The 18,893-nt window shown below is 67.1% G+C and carries 16 protein-coding genes; 3 read left to right on the forward strand and 13 right to left on the reverse strand.

Going from position 1 to position 18,893, the window contains the following annotated elements; genetic code table 11:
• Window positions 1-125 precede the first annotated feature (125 nt).
• The 3 genes from D0901_RS07805 to D0901_RS07815 are packed head-to-tail and all read left to right on the forward strand — an operon-like array spanning window position 126 to window position 6,033.
• The gene (locus D0901_RS07805; RefSeq protein ID WP_203234824.1) at window positions 126-1,337 is read left to right on the forward strand and encodes an efflux RND transporter periplasmic adaptor subunit; all 1,212 of its coding nucleotides are present in this window, start codon (window positions 126-128) and stop codon (window positions 1,335-1,337) included.
• A gap of 16 nt (window positions 1,338-1,353) precedes the next feature.
• On the forward strand, window positions 1,354-4,473 hold the full coding sequence (locus tag D0901_RS07810) for a multidrug efflux RND transporter permease subunit (protein WP_129139740.1): 3,120 nt from the start codon (window positions 1,354-1,356) through the stop codon (window positions 4,471-4,473).
• Between the two features lie 42 nt (window positions 4,474-4,515).
• The gene (locus D0901_RS07815; RefSeq protein WP_129139741.1) at window positions 4,516-6,033 is read left to right on the forward strand and encodes an MFS transporter; all 1,518 of its coding nucleotides are present in this window, start codon (window positions 4,516-4,518) and stop codon (window positions 6,031-6,033) included.
• A gap of 276 nt (window positions 6,034-6,309) precedes the next feature.
• Here D0901_RS07815 and glmS read toward each other — a convergent pair whose 3' ends face one another.
• From glmS to D0901_RS07880, 13 genes are all read right to left on the reverse strand, one after another.
• A complete protein-coding gene (gene glmS, locus D0901_RS07820; RefSeq protein ID WP_129139742.1) occupies window positions 6,310-8,145 on the reverse strand; it encodes a glutamine--fructose-6-phosphate transaminase (isomerizing) in 1,836 nt (611 codons plus the stop codon).
• 18 nt (window positions 8,146-8,163) lie between these two features.
• Window positions 8,164-8,934, reverse strand: coding sequence for a DeoR/GlpR family DNA-binding transcription regulator (locus D0901_RS07825; protein WP_129139743.1), 771 nt, complete (start codon window positions 8,932-8,934; stop codon window positions 8,164-8,166).
• A gap of 197 nt (window positions 8,935-9,131) precedes the next feature.
• Window positions 9,132-10,496, reverse strand: a complete 1,365-nt coding sequence (gene glmU, locus D0901_RS07830; RefSeq protein WP_129139744.1) for a bifunctional UDP-N-acetylglucosamine diphosphorylase/glucosamine-1-phosphate N-acetyltransferase GlmU — start codon at window positions 10,494-10,496, stop codon at window positions 9,132-9,134.
• Between the two features lie 202 nt (window positions 10,497-10,698).
• Entirely contained in the window at window positions 10,699-11,127 is a 429-nt protein-coding gene (locus D0901_RS07835; protein WP_129139745.1) for a F0F1 ATP synthase subunit epsilon, read from the reverse strand.
• A gap of 26 nt (window positions 11,128-11,153) precedes the next feature.
• The gene (gene atpD, locus D0901_RS07840; RefSeq protein WP_129139746.1) at window positions 11,154-12,530 is read right to left on the reverse strand and encodes a F0F1 ATP synthase subunit beta; all 1,377 of its coding nucleotides are present in this window, start codon (window positions 12,528-12,530) and stop codon (window positions 11,154-11,156) included.
• A gap of 51 nt (window positions 12,531-12,581) precedes the next feature.
• Window positions 12,582-13,460, reverse strand: coding sequence for a F0F1 ATP synthase subunit gamma (atpG, locus tag D0901_RS07845; protein ID WP_129139747.1), 879 nt, complete (start codon window positions 13,458-13,460; stop codon window positions 12,582-12,584).
• A gap of 65 nt (window positions 13,461-13,525) precedes the next feature.
• Window positions 13,526-15,070: a F0F1 ATP synthase subunit alpha gene (gene atpA, locus D0901_RS07850; RefSeq protein WP_129139748.1), complete on the reverse strand. Its 1,545-nt coding sequence runs from the start codon at window positions 15,068-15,070 to the stop codon at window positions 13,526-13,528.
• Between the two features lie 16 nt (window positions 15,071-15,086).
• On the reverse strand, window positions 15,087-15,626 hold the full coding sequence (locus D0901_RS07855) for a F0F1 ATP synthase subunit delta (RefSeq protein ID WP_129139749.1): 540 nt from the start codon (window positions 15,624-15,626) through the stop codon (window positions 15,087-15,089).
• An 11-nt stretch (window positions 15,627-15,637) separates the two neighbouring features.
• On the reverse strand, window positions 15,638-16,108 hold the full coding sequence (locus D0901_RS07860) for a F0F1 ATP synthase subunit B (RefSeq protein WP_129139750.1): 471 nt from the start codon (window positions 16,106-16,108) through the stop codon (window positions 15,638-15,640).
• A 65-nt stretch (window positions 16,109-16,173) separates the two neighbouring features.
• Window positions 16,174-16,422, reverse strand: a complete 249-nt coding sequence (gene atpE, locus D0901_RS07865; RefSeq protein WP_011508579.1) for a F0F1 ATP synthase subunit C — start codon at window positions 16,420-16,422, stop codon at window positions 16,174-16,176.
• Window positions 16,423-16,473: 51 nt separating this feature from the next.
• Window positions 16,474-17,340, reverse strand: coding sequence for a F0F1 ATP synthase subunit A (atpB, locus tag D0901_RS07870; protein WP_129139751.1), 867 nt, complete (start codon window positions 17,338-17,340; stop codon window positions 16,474-16,476).
• Between the two features lie 15 nt (window positions 17,341-17,355).
• Window positions 17,356-17,754 (reverse strand): ATP synthase subunit I, encoded by a 399-nt coding sequence (locus tag D0901_RS07875; protein ID WP_129139752.1) that lies wholly within the window; start codon window positions 17,752-17,754, stop codon window positions 17,356-17,358.
• 207 nt (window positions 17,755-17,961) lie between these two features.
• Window positions 17,962-18,876: a ParB/RepB/Spo0J family partition protein gene (locus D0901_RS07880; protein ID WP_129139753.1), complete on the reverse strand. Its 915-nt coding sequence runs from the start codon at window positions 18,874-18,876 to the stop codon at window positions 17,962-17,964.
• Window positions 18,877-18,893 lie beyond the last annotated feature (17 nt).

The raw sequence follows: 18,893 nt of genomic DNA on the forward strand, positions 1-18,893 counted from the left end.
GTCGCCCGACGCGGCGGCCGGATCGAACAGCGCGTTCAACGAGGTGGGAAATGGCAGGCCGGAGAGTGAACCGAAAAGCGTACCAGCCGCGTGGCGGCATATCCGAGGCGCGCACGGCGCCGGGTATGCGTCTGCGCCAGGGGCGGGTCGGGTTGCGGGCGACGTTGGTCGCGCTGGCCCCGACCCGGCTGATGATCGCCCGAATGATGATCGTCGGGCTGATGATAACCGGGCTGGCCGGCTGCGACTCCCGGTCCGCCGCCACCGACGCGGCCCCAGCCGCACCAACCCCGGTCTCGGTGATGACACTGGAAGCCCACGAGCTGTGGGTGCATGAAGCGCTGCCCGGGCGCGTGGCCGCCGTGCGCAGCGCCGAGGTGCGCGCCCAGGTCTCCGGCATCGTGAAGCGGCGGCTGTTCGAGGAGGGCAGCCAGGTCGAGGCCGGCAAGACGCTCTTCCAGATCGACCCGGCAACCTTCGAGGCCGAGGTCGACGTCGCCGCGGCGGCGCTGCAACGGGCCCAGGCGACGCTGACCCAGGCCCGCACCAAGGCTGAGCGTCTGACCACGCTGAGACGCAGCGAGGCGATCAGCCGCCAGGCCTACGACGACGCCATCGCGCTGCGCGATCAGGCCGCCGCGGATGTGACCCAGGCCAGGGCGACGCTGGCGCGGCGCCAGCTGGACCTGCGCTTCGCCAGCGTCGAGGCGCCGATTGCCGGGCGCATCGACCAGGCGCTGGTCAGCGAAGGCGCGCTGGTCTCATCCACCGATACCACGCCCATGGCGCGCATCCAGCAGATCGATCAGGTCTACGTCGACGTGCGCCAGCCCGCCTCGCGACTGGAGACACTGCGTCAGCAGGCCGGCTCGGCGACACCCGAACCGAACGTGGAGATCCTCGGCAGCGACGGCAAGCCCCTGGGCCTGCGCGGGCGCATCCTGTTCTCCGGCATCCAGGTGGATGCCGGCACCGGCGACGTGCTGCTGCGCGTGCGAGTGGACAACCCGCAGCACCGCCTGCTGCCCGGCCTCTACGTGCAGGCGCGGATTCCCCGCGCGCATTACCCCGCCGCGCTGAGCGTGCCGCAGCAGGCGGTGACCCGCACGGCGGGCCAGGCCAGCGTGTGGGTGGTCGATAGCCAGGACCAGGTACGCCAGGTGCCCGTCGAACTCGGCGAGCTGGTCGCGGGCCGCTACCGCGTGGTGTCCGGGCTCAGCGCCGGGCAGCAGGTGGTCATCGAGGGCATCAAGCGCCTGAGACCCGAGACCCAGGTCGCCACGCGCCGCTGGCAGCCCGCTGCCAGCGGTGACCCCCTCAGCGCTGCCGCGCGCTGAGTTCGGAGAGATCGTCATGCCGCAGTTCTTCATCAACCGCCCGGTATTCGCCTGGGTCATCGCCCTGTTCATCGTGCTGGTCGGGGTCATCGCCATCCCGCAGCTGCCCATCGCCCGCTACCCCTCGGTGGCGCCGCCCTCGGTCAGTCTCACCGCCACCTACCCGGGGGCCACGCCGCAGACCCTCAACGACTCGGTGGTGAGCCTGATCGAGCGCGAACTCTCGGGGGTCAAGAACCTGCTCTACTTCGAGTCCTCGGTGGATGCCTCGGGCAGCGCGCAGATCACCGCCACCTTCAAGCCGGGCACCAATCCCGAGCTGGCCCAGGTCGACGTGCAGAACCGCATCAGGGCGGTCGAGTCGCGGCTGCCCCAGGCCGTGCGGCAGAACGGCCTGCAGGTGGAGTCGGCCGCCTCGAACTTCCTGATGATGGTCGGCATGACCTCGCCCAACGGCCAGTACGACGAGATCGCGCTGAACGACTACCTGGCGCGCAATATCGTCCAGGAGCTGCGTCGTATCGACGGCGTGGGGCGCGTGCAGCTGTTCGGCGCCGAGCAGGCGATGCGCGTCTGGGTCGACCCGCACAAGCTCACCGCCTACGGGCTGACCATGAACGACCTGGCCCAGGCGATCGAACAGCAGAATACCCCGATCGCTCCCGGCCGGATCGGTGACGAGCCGACCGTGCAGGGCCAGCGCGTGACCGTGCCGCTGACCGTACAGGGGCAACTCTCCACCCCGGAACAGTTCGCCGCCATCGTCCTGCGCGCAAGCGCCGACGGCGCCAAGGTGGTGCTCGGCGACGTGGCCCGGGTCGAGCTGGGCGCCCAGTCCTATGGCTTTTCCAACCGCGAGAACGGGGTACCGGCGACCAGTGCCGCCATTCAGCTCTCACCCGGGGCCAACGCCGTGCGCACCGCCGCGGCGGTGCGTGAGCGCCTGGCCGAGCTGGCGCCGAGCCTGCCGGCGGGCATGACCTACTCGGTGCCATTCGACACCGCCCCCTTCGTCAAGGTCTCCATCGAGAAGGTGGTCCATACCCTGTTCGAGGCCATGGCGCTGGTGTTCCTGGTGATGCTGCTGTTCCTGCAGAACCTGCGCTATACGCTGATCCCGGCCATCGTCGCGCCCATCGCGCTGCTCGGCACCTTCGCGGTGATGCTGCTGGCCGGATTCTCGATCAACTCGCTGACCATGTTCGGCATGGTGCTGGCCATCGGCATCATCGTCGACGACGCCATCGTGGTGGTGGAGAACGTCGAGCGACTGATGGCCACCCTGGGCCTGTCGCCGAAAGAGGCGACCCTGCGGGCGATGCGCGAGATCACCGGGGCGATCATCGGCATCACCCTGGTGCTCACCGCCGTCTTCATCCCCATGGCCTTCGCCAGCGGCTCGGTGGGGGTGATCTACCAGCAGTTCACCCTGTCGATGGCGGTATCGATCCTGTTCTCGGCCTTCCTCGCCCTGAGCCTGACCCCGGCACTGTGCGCCACGCTGCTGCGACCGGTGAGCGCGGATCATCATGCCAAGCGCGGCGTCTTCGGCGCCTTCAACCGCGGCTTCGAGCGCCTCACGGCGAACTATAGTACGCGGGTGACGCGCCTGCTCGGGCGCAGCGGGCGGATGATGGCGCTCTTCGCCGTGCTCTGCGCGGTGCTGGCCTTCGCGGCCACGAGGCTGCCGTCGTCCTTCCTGCCCGACGAGGATCAGGGCTACTTCATGACCTCCATCCAGTTGCCCACCGGCGCCACCAGCGAACGCACGCTGGACGTGGTCAAGGCCTACGAGGCGTACGTGGCCACGCGCCCGGCGCTGGACGCCAACCTAGTGGTGCTGGGCTTCAGTTTCTCCGGCTCCGGCCCCAACGCGGCCATCGCCTTCACCATGCTCAAGGACTGGGACCAGCGCGACGGCGCCACCGCCGCCGAAGAAGCCGCGCTGGCGCAGCAGGCCATGGCGGACAACGTCGAGGGTACGGTGATGAGCCTGATGCCGCCGGCGATCGACGAGCTGGGTACGTCGTCCGGTTTCAGCCTGTTCCTGCAGGATCGCGCCAACCGGGGCGAGGCCGCGCTGATGGATGCCCAGGCGCAGCTGATGGCACTGGCCGCACAGAGCAAGCTCGTCAGCGATGTCTACCCCGATGGCCTGCCCCCCGGCGAGAGCATCCGCCTGGAGATCGACCGCCAGAAGGCCGAGGCCATGGGCCTGTCGTTCGCCGCCGTGAGCAACACGCTGTCGGCGGCCATGGGCTCGCTCTACGTCAACGACTTCCCCAATGCCGGGCGCATGCAGCAGGTGATCGTGCAGGCCGACGCCCCGGCGCGCATGCAACTGGACGATGTGCTCGGCCTGCGCGTGCGTAACGCCAGCGGCGGCATGGTGGCGCTGCGCGAGGTGGTGACGCCGGTATGGGGTGAGACGCCGCAGCAGATGCTGCGCTTCCAGGGCTTTCCCGCCGTGCGCATCGCCGGCGGCGCCGCGCCGGGTGTTTCCAGCGGTGCGGCGATGGCCGAGATGGAGCGCCTGGTTGCGCAGTTGCCGCCGGGCTACGCCGTGGCCTGGACCGGGCAGTCGCTGCAGGAGCGTCAGTCGGCGGCGCAGGCGCCAATGCTCATGGCGCTCTCGGCGCTGGTGGTGTTCCTGGTGCTGGCGGCGCTCTACGAGAGCTGGTCGATTCCGCTGTCGGTGATGCTGGTGGTGCCGTTGGGTCTGCTCGGCGCGGTGGCCGCGGTGATGCTGCGCGGCCTGCCCAACGATGTGTTCTTCAAGGTGGGGATCATCACTCTCATCGGCCTGTCGGCGAAGAACGCCATCCTGATCGTCGAGTTCGCCCGCCAGCTGCACGCCGAAGGCCGCCCGCTGGTGGAATCCGCGGTGACTGCCGCACGCTTGCGCCTGCGCCCGATCCTGATGACCTCGCTGGCCTTCACCCTCGGCGTGGTGCCGTTGATGCTGGCCTCCGGCGCCAGTGCCGAAACCCAGCACGCCATCGGCACCGGCGTGTTCGGCGGCATGCTCAGCGGCACCCTGCTGGCGGTGTTCTTCGTACCGGCGTTCTTCGTCTTCGTCATCGGCACCCAGGAACGCTTCAGCGCCTGGCGCGCACGGCGTCGCCGCGGATCCTGACACATCCCGGCACTCTCTCACGCCCGACAATGGAGGAGCACGATGTCACGGTTGCCCACCATCCCCCGCCGCTGGCTGATCCTGCTGGCGGTGATACTGGCTTTCCTGCCGGTGGTCATCGACATGACCATCCTGCATATCGCCGTGCCCTCGCTGACCCTGGCGCTCGGCGCCTCGGCCACCGAGGTGCTGTGGATCATCGACATCTATCCGCTGCTGATGGCGGGCCTGCTGGTGCCAATGGGTACCCTGGCCGACCGGGTCGGCAACCGCCGCGTGCTGCTCGGCGGTCTGGTGGTGTTCGGCCTCGCCTCGCTGCTGGCCGCCTTCGCGCCGACCCCGGCGCTGCTCATCGGCGCCCGAGTGCTGCTCGCCCTCGGCGGATCGATGATCGTGCCGTGCGTGCTGGGCATCATCCGCCGCACCTTCGAGGATGAGCGCGAGCGCGCCCTGGCGCTGGGTCTGTGGGGCACGGTGGGCGCGGCCGGCGGGGCGCTCGGGCCGTTGATCGGTGGGGTGCTGCTGGAGCACTTCTGGTGGGGCTCGGCGTTTTTCGTCAACGTGCCGATCATGCTCGGGGTCGTACCGCTGGTATTCCTCCTGCTGCCGCGCAGCGAGGTGACCACGCCGGGCACCTGGACACCGGGCCAGGCGCTGCTACTGATCGGCGGCATGCTGGGTCTGGTGTATGGCATCAAGGCCGCAGTGGGAGGCACCCAGCCGTTGAGCGTGGCGCTGCCGGTCGCCCTGCTGGGTGCCGCGCTGCTGGGCCTGTTCGCGCGCCTGCAACTGCGCGCGATGACACCGATACTCGATCTGGCGCTGTTCTCGCGCCCGGCGATCCTCGCCGGCATCATCATGGCCACGCTCGCCAGCGGTGCCCTGGCGGGGGTCGAACTGACCCTGGCTCAGGAGCTGCAGTACGTACTGGGCAAGACACCGCTGCAGGCCGGTATCTTCATGATCCCGATCATGGTCGCGGCCGCGCTCGGGGGGCCGGTCGCCGGTCACCTGTCCCACCGCTATGGCTTGCGCCTGGTGGCCAGCGCCTCCTTGGCGGTGTCTGCCGGGGCGCTGGCGTGGCTGGCCATGGCCGACTTCCATCATCCCGGTGTCGGCGTGCCGGCCCTGCTGGCGCTGCTGGGTCTGGCCCTGAGTATCGGCCTGACCGCCTCATCCATCGCCATCATGAGTTCGGTGGCGCCCAGCGAGGGCGCGGCGGCCGGCTCGCTCGAAGCCACCGCCTACGAGCTGGGTACGGGTCTGGGCATCACCCTCTTCGGCGTCTTCATGAGCCGCGTGTTCCGTCACAGCCTCACCCTGGACCCCGAACTGGCCACGCCCCTGGCCGAACGCGCGTCACGCTCCATCGGCGACAGCTACGTGATCGCCGAAAGCCTCGCCGCGCCCCAGGCTCGCGCCCTGGTCGAGGCCGCCAAGGCAGCGTTCTCGGCCACCCATTCGCTGCTATTGATGAGCGCCGCTGCCCTGCTGGCGGTTGTGGCGATTCTGGTGTGTCGGCTGCTACGGGGATATCAAACGCATTTCCAAAACCTCTGATGATGGGCGCCGGTGGCAGGGTAAAGCGAGGGTCCTTTGCCATGGGTGGCAAAGGTAGCGCCCAGGGAGGGATTTACAGCGCCCTCGCGACGCCCTGCCGCCGGAGAAGCCTGTTTCGTCTACCGGTTGTGAAAGGCGTTCATCGTCCGGCACTGGCAGAGAACGGCTGGTGTTCATCACCCGCGATATCCCGCGCGAGTCGCTGGAGAGCGTAGTGGTGGCGGTGAGCTGAACCCTCCCCCTCAAGGCCGGGCGTTGGAGGTCGCCGGGAAATCGCTACTCCACCGTCACGCTCTTGGCCAGGTTGCGTGGCTGGTCGACGTCGGTGCCCTTGAGCACGGCGGCGTGATAGGAGAGCAGCTGCAACGGCAGGGTGTAGAGGATCGGCGCCAACGCCTCGTCGACGTGCGGCAGACGCAACACGTGCACGCCCTCGGCCTCTTCCAGGCGCACGCTCTCGTCGGCGAACACGAACAGTTCGCCGCCGCGGGCACGAACCTCCTGAAGATTGGACTTGAGCTTCTCGAGCAGTTCGTCGTTGGGCGCCACCGAGATCACCGGCATCTCGCTGTCGACCAGCGCCAGCGGGCCGTGCTTGAGCTCTCCCGCCGGGTAGGCCTCGGCGTGGATGTAGGAGATCTCCTTGAGCTTGAGCGCGCCCTCCAGGGCGATCGGGAAGTGCGACCCGCGGCCCAGGAACAGCGCGTGGTGCTTCTCGGCGAAGGCCATCGACAGCGTCTCGATGGCGCCGTCCAGCCCCAGCACCTGGGTGATCGCACCGGGCAGGGTGCGCAGCGCCTGGACGATCTCCGCCTGGCGCGATTCGTCCATGCCGTTGAGGCGCCCCAGCGAGAGCGTCAGCAGCATCAGCGCCACCAGTTGGCTGGTGAAGGCCTTGGTGGAGGCCACCCCGATCTCGGGGCCGGCCTGGGTCATCAACGTCAGGTCGGACTCGCGCACCAGCGAGCTGCCGGGCACGTTGCAGATCGCCAGGCTGCCCACGTAACCGCGCTCGCGGGCGAAGCGCAGCGCCGCCAGGGTATCGGCGGTCTCGCCGGACTGCGACAGGGTCACGAACAGCGTGCCGTCGGGCACCACCACCCGACGGTAGCGGTATTCCGAGGCGACCTCGACCTGGGCGGGAATGCCGGCATACTTCTCCAGCCAGTAGCGGGCCACCAGCCCGGCATGGTAGCTGGTCCCGCAGGCGACGATATGTACCTGACGCACCTGCGAGAAGATCGCCTCGGCCTCGCTGCCGAAGCTCTCGATCAGCGCCCGGCGTTCGCTGAGCCGGCCCTCCAGCGCGGCGGCGACGACCTGGGGCTGCTCGTGGATCTCCTTGAGCATGAAGTGCCGATAGCCGTCCTTGGTGGCCGCGCCGTCGCCGTGTTCGTAGGTGTGCACGCTGCGCTCCTGGCGTTCGCCGGCGGCATCGAAGACCGCCACCGGCTCGCCCCGGGCGATGCGCACCACGTCGCCCTCCTGCAGATAGATGAAGCGGTCGGTGACCGGCAGCAGCGCCAGGGGGTCGGAAGCCAGGAAACTCTCGCCGATGCCCACGCCGACCACCAGCGGGCTGCCCTTGCGCGCGCCGACGATGAGCGACGGCTGGCTGCGATGCGTGACCGCCAGCGCGTAGGCGCCGTCGAGCAGGGCGACCGCCTGGCGGACGGCCTCGAGCAGGTCCTGGGTGCGATTGAATTCCCGCGCCAGCAGGTGGGCGATCACTTCGGTATCGGTCTGCGAGGTGAACACGTAGCCCTGGCTCTCGAGTTCCGCCTTGAGTGTCTCGTGGTTCTCGATGATGCCGTTGTGGACCACCGCCAGGCTCTCGCCCGACTGATGGGGATGGGCGTTCTGTTCGGTGGGCCGGCCATGGGTCGCCCAGCGGGTGTGAGCGATGCCCACCCGCCCCTCGAGCGGCCCGGCATCGAGGCTGGCCTCGAGCGCCGCGACCTTGCCCACCGCGCGCCGGCGGTTGAGCCGGGCGTCGTCGGAGAGCACTGCCATCCCCGCCGAGTCGTAGCCACGATATTCGAGGCGGCGCAGCCCCTCGAGGAGGATTCCCTGAACGTTGCGCTCGGCAACGGCACCGACGATTCCACACATGTTGGGGCTCCTTGTCTCTCAGTCGTCCACGGCGACGCGAACCACCCTGACACCGTGCGCCTCGATGCGCGAGCAGGTCGTGTCGTCCATGCCCGTGTCGGTGATCAGGGTCTGGATGCGTGCCCAGGGCAGTTCCAGATTGGGAATCCGGCGGCCGAGCTTGTCGGATTCCACCAGCACCACCACCTCGCGTGCCACCTCGGCCATGACCCGCGACAGGCCGAGCAGCTCGTTGTAGGTGGTGGTGCCACGGTCGAGATCGATGCCGTCGGCACCGATGAACAGTTGATCGAAGTCGTAGAAGCGCAATACCTGCTCGGCGACCTGGCCCTGGAACGACTCCGAGTGCGGGTCCCAGGTACCGCCGGTCATCAGGATCGCCGGCTCCGGCTCCAGTTCGCGCAGCGCGCAGGCCACCGACAGGGCATTGGTCATCACCACCAGCCCTTCGCGACCGCCGAGTTCGGGAATCATCGCCGAGGTGGTGGTGCCGCTGTCGATGATGATGCGGTTATGCGCACGGATCCGTTCGCCGGCGGCGCGGGCGATCGCCCGCTTGGCCGCCGAGGGCGGCGCGTTGCCCTCGGCGAGCATCTCCTGGGGCAGCGGCACGGCACCGCCGAAACGGCGCAGCAGCAACCCGCTCTTCTCCAGGGTGGCGAGATCCTTGCGCACCGTGACTTCGGAGGTGGCGAAGCGGCGCGCCAGGCTATCGACGCTGGTTTCACCATGGGCGTTGACGTGGGCCAGGATGGCGTGACGGCGTTGGGCGGTATCGCGTTTGCTCATTTCAGCGTTCGTTGCGAAAGCAATATCTTTCGATTCGAAAGAATATCGGCCCATCAAACGCGATGCGCCAGCGCCCGTCAAGCCGCAGGGGGCCGGCGAGGAAGAATTTCAGCGTACGCCGGGTGGCGGGGTCACTCGCCACCCGGCGAGGGGCATGAGAGCGCTCATCGCGCCCGGCGTAGTCCCGTTGGGCGGCGTCAGGAGGAGCGCTTGGTCGGACGCTGCCAGCCGCCGAGCGAGGTCTGGCGGCTGCGTGCCACGGCCAGCGAGCCGGCCTCGACGTCCTTGCTGATCGTCGAGCCGGCCCCCACGGTCGCCCCCTCGCCGACGCTGACCGGCGCGACCAGCGCGGTGTTGGAACCGATGAAAGCCCGATCGCCGATCTCGGTATGGTGCTTGTTGGCACCATCGTAGTTGCAGGTGATGGTGCCGGCACCGATGTTGACGTCGCGGCCCAGGCGCGCGTCGCCGACGTAGCTCAGGTGGTTGATCTTGGCCCCCTCGCCGACCTCGGCGTTCTTGGTCTCGACGAAGTTGCCGATCCTCGCGCCCCGCGCCAGATGCGTCCCGGGCCGCAGGCGGGCGAAGGGCCCCACCTGGCTGCCGCCGTCGAGGGTCGCCCCCTCGATGACACTGTGCGCCTGGATCGTGCTGTCCGGCCCCAGCCGGGCATCGCGGATCACGCAGTAGGGGCCGACGTGCACGCCGTCGGCGAGCTCGACGTTACCCTCGAACACGCAGCCCACGTCGATGAACACGTCGCGTCCGCAGTCGACATGGCCGCGCACGTCGAGCCGCCCGGGGTCGGCCAGCGTCGCCCCGCTGCGCATCAGGCGCTCGGCGGCGTCACGCTGGACGATACGTTCGAGACGCGCCAACTGGACACGGTCGTTGACCCCTTCGACCTCGACGGGATCGCCGGGCTGGGCGGTGGCGATCTCGATGCCCTCCCCGGCTGCCATGGCGATCACGTCGGTGAGGTAGTACTCGCCCTGGGCGTTGTCGGCCGAGAGCCGCGGCAACCAGCGACGCAGTTGATCGGCGGTCATCGCCATGATGCCGGTGTTGCACTCCTGCACGCGACGCTCGGCCGGCGTGGCGTCCTTGTGCTCGACGATGGCCACCGCGTGGCCCCGCTCGTCGCGCTTGATGCGCCCGTAACCGGCGGGATTCTCCAGGGTCACGGTCAACAGGGCCATCCGCCGCTCGTCGACCCGGTCCAGCAGCGCGGCCAGCGTCTCGCGCCGGATCAGCGGCACGTCGCCGTAGAGGATCAGCACCTTGCCGTCGCCGAGCGCGTCCAGCGCCTGCGCCACGGCATGCCCGGTGCCCTTCTGCTCGGCCTGGACGACGAAGTCGGCCGGCGTGTCGCCGAGCGCTTCGCGCACCTGATCGCCGCCATGGCCGATGACCACGTGCAGCCGCCGGGTCTCCAGCTCACCGGCGGTATCGAGCACGTGACGCACCATCGGCCGGCCCGCCAGTTCATGCAATACCTTGGGGCGCCGCGAGCGCATCCGCGTTCCCTGGCCGGCGGCCAGGATCACCACATCGAGCGTCATTGCCGTTCCTCGTCCATCGTGCCTGAAACCCGCTCAGTGTAAGGACAGCCGCGGCCAAGCACCACTGGCGTGGCGACTCGGCCCGCCCCCGTCCCTCCCGGGAACTGTGCCGGTCAGGCGCCGCGCGCCATGCCTGGCGCACCCAAAAAAACGCCCCGTGGAGCGGGACTCCACGGGGCGTCGATCGTGCACACGGTCGGTCTCAGCGCGACCCGCTCTTGCGCCGCAGCTGATCCAGGGTGCGCAGCTTGGCCACTGCCTCGGCGAGCTCCGCCGCGGCCCGGGAGTAGTCCAGGTCCGACTTCTGCTCGTCGAGCTCGTGCTTGGCCTCCTTGCGCGCCGCTTCCGCCTCGGCCTCGTCGAGATCGCGAGCCCGCACCGCGCTATCGGCAAGCACCGATACCAGGTTCGGCTGGACCTCGAGGAAGCCGCCGTCGACGTAGTAGATCTGCTCGTCGCCGTCCTCGCCCAGCACGCGCAGCGGGCCCGGCTTGAGCTCGGTCAACAGCGGCGCGTGACCGGCCATGATGCCCAGGTCACCCATCGTCCCGGCCGCCACCAGCTGGCTGATCTCGCCGGAGAAGATCGACTGCTCGGCGCTGACGATCTCGCATTGGAAGCTGTTCGCCATACCTTAGGTCCTCTCAGTGAGGGGCTTCACTTCATCTTGTTGGCTTTCTCGACGGCCTCGTCGATGGTGCCGACCATGTAGAAAGCCTGCTCCGGCAGCTCGTCGTAGTCGCCGTTGAGAATGCCCTGGAAACCACGGATGGTGTCCTTCAGCGACACGTACTTGCCGGGCGCCCCGGTGAAGACCTCGGCGACGAAGAACGGCTGCGACAGGAAGCGCTGGATCTTGCGCGCCCGGTTGACCGACAGCTTGTCCTCGTCGGACAGCTCGTCCATCCCCAGGATGGCGATGATGTCCTTGAGCTCCTTGTAGCGCTGCAGCACGTTCTGCACGCCGCGCGCGGTGTCGTAGTGCTCATCGCCGACCACCAGCGGATCGAGCTGACGCGAGGTGGAATCGAGCGGATCGATCGCCGGGTAGATACCCAGCTCGGCGATCGAACGCGCCAGTACCACGGTGGCGTCCAGGTGGGCGAAGGTGGTCGCCGGCGACGGGTCGGTCAGGTCGTCCGCGGGCACGTAGACGGCCTGCACGGAGGTGATCGAGCCGGTCTTGGTCGAGGTGATGCGCTCCTGAAGCACGCCCATCTCCTCGGCCAGCGTCGGCTGGTAACCCACCGCCGACGGCATGCGACCCAGCAGTGCCGAGACCTCGGTCCCCGCCAGGGTGTAGCGGTAGATGTTGTCGACGAACAGCAGCACGTCGCGGCCTTCGTCGCGGAACTTCTCGGCGATGGTCAGGCCGGTCAGCGCCACGCGCAGGCGGTTGCCCGGCGGCTCGTTCATCTGGCCGTAGACCAGCGAGACCTTGTCGAGGACGTTGGACTCCTGCATTTCGTAGTAGAAGTCGTTGCCCTCGCGGGTCCGCTCACCGACCCCGGCGAACACGGAATACCCGCTGTGCTCGGTGGCGATGTTGCGGATCAGCTCCATCATGTTGACGGTCTTGCCCACGCCGGCGCCGCCGAACAGGCCGACCTTGCCGCCCTTGGCGAACGGGCAGACCAGGTCGATGACCTTGATGCCGGTCTCCAGCAGCTCGCTGGAGGCCGCCTGATCGGCGTAGGTCGGCGGCGTGCGGTGGATCGGCATGCGCTCGTCCTCGCCGATCTCGCCGGCCTCGTCGATCGGCTCGCCGAGGACGTTCATGATGCGACCGAGGGTGGCCTTGCCCACCGGCACGGAAATCGCCGCCTGGGTGTTGTCGACCGACAGGCCACGCTTGAGCCCTTCGGTGGAGCCCATGGCGATGGCTCGCACCACGCCGTCGCCCAGCTGCTGCTGGACCTCGAGAACGGTCCCGGAATCCGAGACCTTCAGCGCGTCGTAGACCTTGGGCACGTCGTCCCGCGGAAACTCTACGTCAATCACCGCGCCGATGATTTGTACGATACGTCCGCTCATCTTGGTTCCTCTTAAACCTGCAAATGAAACCTGCTGCGTCTCACCGGCGCGTCACACCGCGGCGGCGCCACTCACGATCTCGGAAATTTCCTGGGTGATGGCCGCCTGGCGGGCCTTGTTGTACACCAGTTGCAATTCGTCGATCAGGTCGCCGGCGTTGTCGGTCGCGTTCTTCATCGCGATCATGCGCGCCGCCTGTTCGCAGGCTGCATTCTCGACCACCGCCTGATAGACCTGGGACTCGACATAGCGCTTGAGCAGCTTGTCGAGCAGGTCCTTGGCGTCCGGCTCATACAGGTAGTCCCAGCTGTCGGGACGGGTTTGTTCGCCGTCGGCCCCCTCGTCGAGGTCGGTGCTCAGCGGCACCAGCTGACGCACGATCGGCTTCTGGCTCATGGTGTTGACGAATTCGTTGTACACCACGTAGAGCCGATCCAGCGTGCCCTCGTCGAAGGCGTCGAGCATGACCTTGACGCTACCGATCAGATCCTTGGCCTCGGGGGCCTCGCCGAGCCCGCTCTTGGCGGCAAGCAGGTTGCCGCCGTACTTGCGGAAGAACGCGCCGGCCTTGCTGCCGATGGCGACGAAGTCGGTCTCGACGCCCTTGTCGCGCCACGCCTTGGCGTCCTTGACCACGGCCTTGAACAGGTTGACGTTCAGGCCGCCGGCCAGGCCACGGTCGCTGGACACGACGATGTAGCCGACCCGCTTGACCTCGCGATCGAGGGTGTACGGATGCCGGTACTCGGGATTGGCCTTGGCGATATGCCCGACGACCTTGCGGATCTGCTCGGCATACGGATGACTGGCCTGCATCCGCTCCTGCGCCTTACGCATCTTCGACGCAGCGACCATTTCCATGGCGCTGGTGATCTTCTGCGTATTCTTGATACTGCCGATCTGAGTCTTGATCTCTTTTGCGGCTGCCATAGCGATCTACCTTATTCGTGGCCTCTCAGGGAAATCACGGGCCCGGCGCCGCCGGGCCCGACGGATCACCAGGTCTGAGTGGCCTTGAATTGCTCGACGCCGGCCTTGAGACCCGACTTGATCTCGTCGCTGTAGTCGCCGGACTCGTTGATCTTGTCGAGAAGATCGCCGTGCTCGTCCTTCATGTAGTGGTGCAGCGCGTCTTCGAAAGCCAGCACCTTGTCCACCGGCACGTCCTCGAGGAAGCCCTCGTTGGCGGCGAACAGCGACAGCGCCATCTCGGCGATGGACAGCGGCGTGTACTGCTTCTGCTTCATCAGCTCGGTGACGCGCTGACCGTGCTCGAGCTGCTTGCGGGTCGCTTCGTCGAGATCCGAGGCGAACTGCGAGAACGCCGCCAGTTCGCGGTACTGGGCCAGCGCCAGACGCACGCCGCCACCCAGCTTCTTGATGATCTTGGTCTGCGCGCTGCCGCCCACACGGGACACCGAGAGACCGGCGTTGATCGCCGGACGGATGCCCGAGTTGAACAGCCCGGTCTCGAGGAAGATCTGACCGTCGGTGATCGAGATCACGTTGGTCGGCACGAACGCCGAGACGTCGCCGCCCTGGGTCTCGATGATCGGCAGCGCGGTCAGCGAGCCGGTCTGGCCCTTGACCTCGCCGTCGGTGAACTTCTCGACGTAGTCGGCGTTGACGCGCGCAGCGCGCTCGAGCAGGCGCGAGTGCAGGTAGAAGACGTCACCCGGATAGGCTTCGCGGCCCGGCGGACGACGCAGCAGCAGCGAGATCTGGCGATACGCCCATGCCTGCTTGGTGAGGTCGTCGTAGACGATCAGGGCGTCCTGGCCGCGGTCGCGGAAGTACTCGCCCATCGAGCAGCCGGCATAGGGCGCGAGGAACTGCATGGCGGCCGGATCGGCGGCGCCGGCGGCGACGACGATGGTGTGCTCCATCGCGTCGTGCTCCTCGAGCTTGCGCACCACGCTGGCGATGGTCGACTGCTTCTGACCCACCGCGACGTAGATACAGGTTACGCCCTTGCCCTTCTGGTTGATGATGGTGTCCACGGCGATGGCGGACTTGCCGATCTGACGGTCGCCGATGATCAGCTCGCGCTGGCCGCGACCGATCGGCACCATGGCGTCGATCGACTTGAGACCGGTCTGGATCGGCTGGTCGACGCCCTGGCGGGTGATGACGCCGGGAGCGACCTTCTCGACCGCGTCGGTCTGCTTGGCGTCGAGGTCGCCCTTGCCGTCGATGGGATTGCCCAGCGCGTCGACCACACGGCCAACCAGCTCGGGGCCCACCGGCACCTCGAGGATACGACCGGTGCACTGCGCGGTCATGCCCTCTTCGAGCATCTGGTAGTCGCCCAGCACCACGGCGCCGACATTGTCGCGCTCGAGGTTGAGCACCATGCCGAAGACGCTGCCGGGGAATTCGATCATTTCACCGAACATCGCGTCCGCCAGCCCGTGAATCTTCACGATGCCGTCGGACACGCTGACGATGGTGCCCTCGTTGCGGGCTTCGGAGGCGACATCCAGCTTCTCGATACGCTGCTTGATGATGTCGCTGATCTCGGAAGGATTCAGTTGCTGCATGCCATGTCCCTCAAGCTCAGACGGAAAGTGTCTCGCGCAGGCGCGCCAGTCGACCGCGTACCGACCCGTCGATGACGGTGTCGCCGGCACGCAGGATGACGCCGCCCAGCAAGGCGCTGTCCACCTGAGTGGTAATGGAGATTTCGCGGTTCAGACGCTTGGCCAGGGCGCTGGCGAGCGTGTCTTCCTGCTTGGCGTCGAGCGGATAGGCGGAGACGATGGTCACGTCCATGCGCTTCTCCTGCTCGGCCTTGAGCAGGTCGAACTGCTCGACGATCGCCGGCAGCGCCGCCAGGCGGTTGCTCTGCCCCAGGGTCCGCAGGAAGTTCTTGACTTCCTCGCTGAGCGCATCGCCGCCGACGTCGATGAGCACGTCGGCCTTTTCGGCGCCGGACAACCGCGGGTTGTTCAGCACGCGCTCGCGCAGCGTGTCGTCGGCGACCGCGCGGGCCGCCAGCGTCAGCATCTCGGACCAGGCCTCGAGCGCCCCTTGGGCGTTCGCGAACTCGAACGCCGCCTTGGCATAGGGCCGGGCGACGGTAGACGTTTCAGCCATGGGTCACCTCCTCAGAGCTCGGCGGCGAGCTTGTCGACGAGCTCGCGATGCTTGGTCTCGTCGATGGAGGACTCCAGGATACGCTCCGCCCCTTCGACGGCGAGTCGCGACACCTGCGAACGCAGCTCTTCCTTCGCGCGATTGATTTCCTGGTCGATCTCGGAACGGGCGTTGGCAATCATGCGTTCGCCCTCCTGGCGGGCGTTCTCGCGCGCCTCCTCGATCATCTGGTTGGACCGCTTGTGGGCCTGCTCTAGGATCTCGGCTGCCTGTTCTTTGCTCTCGCGCAACGTCTCGCTGGCCTGCTCCTGGGCCAATTCGAGGTCGCGGGTGGCACGGCTGGCAGCGTCCAGGCCATCGGCGATCTTCTTCTGGCGTTCCTGCAGAGCCTGCATGACCGGAGGCCATACATACTTCATGCAGAACCAGACGAAGACCGCGAAGGCTATGGCCTGACCGATCAGGGTAAGGTTCAGATTCACGCCAGCACCTCTCGCTTCACTAGTTTGTGGTCAGAGTCCCGGTTGGTCTTGCGACCCACCGTGATTCAACCCACAAACGGGTTGGCGAAGGTGAAGAACAGCGCGATACCCACACCGATCATGGTCACGGCGTCGAGCAGACCGGCGACGATGAACATCTTCACCTGCAGCTGCGGGATCATTTCCGGCTGACGGGCAGCGCCTTCCAGGAACTTGCCGCCGAGGATGCCGAAGCCGATGGCGGTACCCAGGGCACCCAGCCCGATCAGCAGGGAAACGGCGATAGCGGTCATGCCCAGAACTTGTGCTTCCATGGTGTACTCCAGTTTTCAGTCAAGTGGTTTAGCGGGTTAAGGGTTAACGGTTCAATGCTCTTCGGTCGCCATGCTCAGGTAGACGATCGTCAGCATCATGAAGATGAACGCCTGCAGCGTGACGATCAGGATGTGGAAGACCGCCCAGGAGAAGTGCAGCGGCAACTGCCACAGCCCGATCATCGCGATCAGGATGAAGATCAACTCGCCGGCATACATGTTGCCGAACAGACGAAGGGCGAGCGATACCGGCTTGGCCAGCAGGGTCACCACCTCGAGGAGGAAGTTGATCGGAATCAGGATGACCTGGAACAGCTTGTTGGAGGAATTGAACGGATGCAGCGTGAGTTCCCCAACGAAGCCGGAAAGCCCCTTGTGACGAATGGAGTAGATGATGATCAGGGCAAACACCGACAGCGACATGCCCAGCGTGGCATTGACGTCGGTGGTGGGCACGACCTTGAAGTAGACGTGCGACGGGTCGGCGCCGAACAGCACGCCGATCTTCTGGGCCAGCATCGGCAGCAGGTCGACGGGCACCAGATCCATGAGGTTCATCAGGAAGATCCAGCAGAAGATCGTCAGCGACAGCGGAGCGATCAGCTTGCTCTTGCCGTGGAAGGTCTCCTTCACCGAGTTGTCGACGAACTCGACCATCATCTCGACGAAGTTCTGCAGCCCCTGGGGCACGCCGGTGGTGGCCGCCTTGGCCGCCTTGCGGAAGAGCCACAGGAACAGCACGCCGAGGCCGATCGACCAGGCCATGGTGTCCAGGTGGATCGCCCAGAAGCCCATCTCGGAAGCCTCTTGCGCGGAATGCGCCATCGCCCAGCCATGCTCGGGGTGATACCCGAAGGTCAGGTTCTGCAGATGGTGCTGGATGTACGCCGTCGGCGTCAGATTGTTGCCTGCTGCCATTGCACTGCCTCGATGTCAGGTGTACGACGCGCGACGCAACAGCCAGGGCCCCAACCATTGCGTCGCCAGTGTCGCCACGTAAGCGCCAAAGAAGAAAGCGGGGTTTGAGGGAGGCACTGCAATGAACACCAGGGTGAACAATGCCGCCGTCAAACCGAACTTGCCGGCTTCGGCCCGATAGAAACTCTTGACGATGTCCCTGGCGTGTCGCGCTCCCTGATAGCGGAAGGCGCGCCAGGCAAAGTAGGCATTGGGAACCACGCCGATCAGGGCGCCGAGCAATGCCGATACTGCCACTGCCACGCCTGCCGTCCCGGCCGCGATCGCCACCATGATCAGCAGCACGAGCATCTGGGCGGCCAGCAGGCGCGCGAATCCGGGTCGTTTTATCTGGGCCGGGCGTGGTTCAGGCATAAATTTTCGGGTGTCTTGCGGCCGCAGCCACCGGATTTATCGTGCACTGAGCGCCCCCAGCGCCGGACCTCGGCGGATTATAGGGAAGCGGGGGGGCGCCTTCAACCGAACCTGCGGCGAATTCACGCGAAGTCCCGCGAGGCTACGACCAAAGCGCGACGAACGTCGGAGAAAACCGCTTACCAGGCTAACTATTGATGCGACCGCTCAGCGAATGTGCGCGAGGATGCCGTCCAGCTCGTCGAGGCTGCCGTAGTGAATGGTCACCTTGCCCTTGCCGCTCTGGCCGTGACGAATCTTCACCGAGGCGCCGAGCAGGTCGCCGAGCTGGGTCTCGAGCCGTGTCACGTCGGCGGACGGCGCGGCCGTGGTCTTCGTCGCGGGCTTGCCGGCCTGCAGCTTCTTGACCAGCGCCTCGGTCTGGCGAACGGTGAGATCGTTGTTGACCACTTCGTGAGCGGCCTTGCGCTGTTTTGCCGCGGGCAGCACCAGCAGCGCCCGGGCATGCCCCATGTCGAGATCGCCGCGTTCGAGCAGTGTCTGGACTTCCGGATCCAGCGCCAGCAGGCGCAGCAGGTTGGCGACCTGGGCACGCGACTTGCCCACCGCATCGGCGACCTGCTGCTGGGTCAGCTCGAATTCGTCGAGCAGACGCTTGAGCGCCAGCGCCTCCTCGACGGGATTGAGGTTCTCGCGCTGGATGTTCTCGATCAGCGCCAGGGCCAGGGCGGTCTGATCGCTGACGTCGCGCACCACCGCCGGGATGGTGTCGAGTTCGGCGAGCTGGGCGGCGCGCCAGCGCCGCTCGCCGGCGATGATCTCGTAGCGGTCCTCGCCGACCGGACGCACCACGATCGGCTGCATCACCCCCTGACTGCGAATCGAGTCGGTCAACTCCTCGAGGGCTTCCGGCTGGATGTCGCGACGCGGCTGGTAGCGCCCGCGCGACAGCTGGCCCAGCGGCAGACGCACCAGCCGCTCCTCGCCACTCGGTTCGGCGGGGGCTTCGGGCTCGGTCTCGGGGGCATCGAGCTGAATATCGGCGTCGAGCAGATCGCGACGGCGGGCGTTGGCACCGATCAGGGCATCCAGGCCGCGGCCCAGGGCACGTTTACGAGTCATGGAGCTTTCCTTGAGAC

Source organism: Modicisalibacter coralii (assembly GCF_004117855.1).
Classification (GTDB): Bacteria; Pseudomonadota; Gammaproteobacteria; order Pseudomonadales; family Halomonadaceae; genus Modicisalibacter; species Modicisalibacter coralii.

Excerpts from the sequence above, each read along its gene's own strand:
- D0901_RS07805 (WP_203234824.1), top strand. The coding sequence starts at position 126 with ATGCGTCTGCGCCAGGGGCGGGTCGGGTTGCGGGCGACGTTGGTCGCG.
- D0901_RS07810 (WP_129139740.1), top strand. The coding sequence starts at position 1,354 with ATGCCGCAGTTCTTCATCAACCGCCCGGTATTCGCCTGGGTCATCGCC.
- D0901_RS07815 (WP_129139741.1), top strand. The coding sequence starts at position 4,516 with ATGTCACGGTTGCCCACCATCCCCCGCCGCTGGCTGATCCTGCTGGCG.
- glmS (WP_129139742.1), bottom strand. The coding sequence starts at position 8,145 with ATGTGTGGAATCGTCGGTGCCGTTGCCGAGCGCAACGTTCAGGGAATC.
- D0901_RS07825 (WP_129139743.1), bottom strand. The coding sequence starts at position 8,934 with ATGAGCAAACGCGATACCGCCCAACGCCGTCACGCCATCCTGGCCCAC.
- glmU (WP_129139744.1), bottom strand. The coding sequence starts at position 10,496 with ATGACGCTCGATGTGGTGATCCTGGCCGCCGGCCAGGGAACGCGGATG.
- D0901_RS07835 (WP_129139745.1), bottom strand. The coding sequence starts at position 11,127 with ATGGCGAACAGCTTCCAATGCGAGATCGTCAGCGCCGAGCAGTCGATC.
- atpD (WP_129139746.1), bottom strand. The coding sequence starts at position 12,530 with ATGAGCGGACGTATCGTACAAATCATCGGCGCGGTGATTGACGTAGAG.
- atpG (WP_129139747.1), bottom strand. The coding sequence starts at position 13,460 with ATGGCAGCCGCAAAAGAGATCAAGACTCAGATCGGCAGTATCAAGAAT.
- atpA (WP_129139748.1), bottom strand. The coding sequence starts at position 15,070 with ATGCAGCAACTGAATCCTTCCGAGATCAGCGACATCATCAAGCAGCGT.
- D0901_RS07855 (WP_129139749.1), bottom strand. The coding sequence starts at position 15,626 with ATGGCTGAAACGTCTACCGTCGCCCGGCCCTATGCCAAGGCGGCGTTC.
- atpE (WP_011508579.1), bottom strand. The coding sequence starts at position 16,422 with ATGGAAGCACAAGTTCTGGGCATGACCGCTATCGCCGTTTCCCTGCTG.
- atpB (WP_129139751.1), bottom strand. The coding sequence starts at position 17,340 with ATGGCAGCAGGCAACAATCTGACGCCGACGGCGTACATCCAGCACCAT.
- D0901_RS07875 (WP_129139752.1), bottom strand. The coding sequence starts at position 17,754 with ATGCCTGAACCACGCCCGGCCCAGATAAAACGACCCGGATTCGCGCGC.
- D0901_RS07880 (WP_129139753.1), bottom strand. The coding sequence starts at position 18,876 with ATGACTCGTAAACGTGCCCTGGGCCGCGGCCTGGATGCCCTGATCGGT.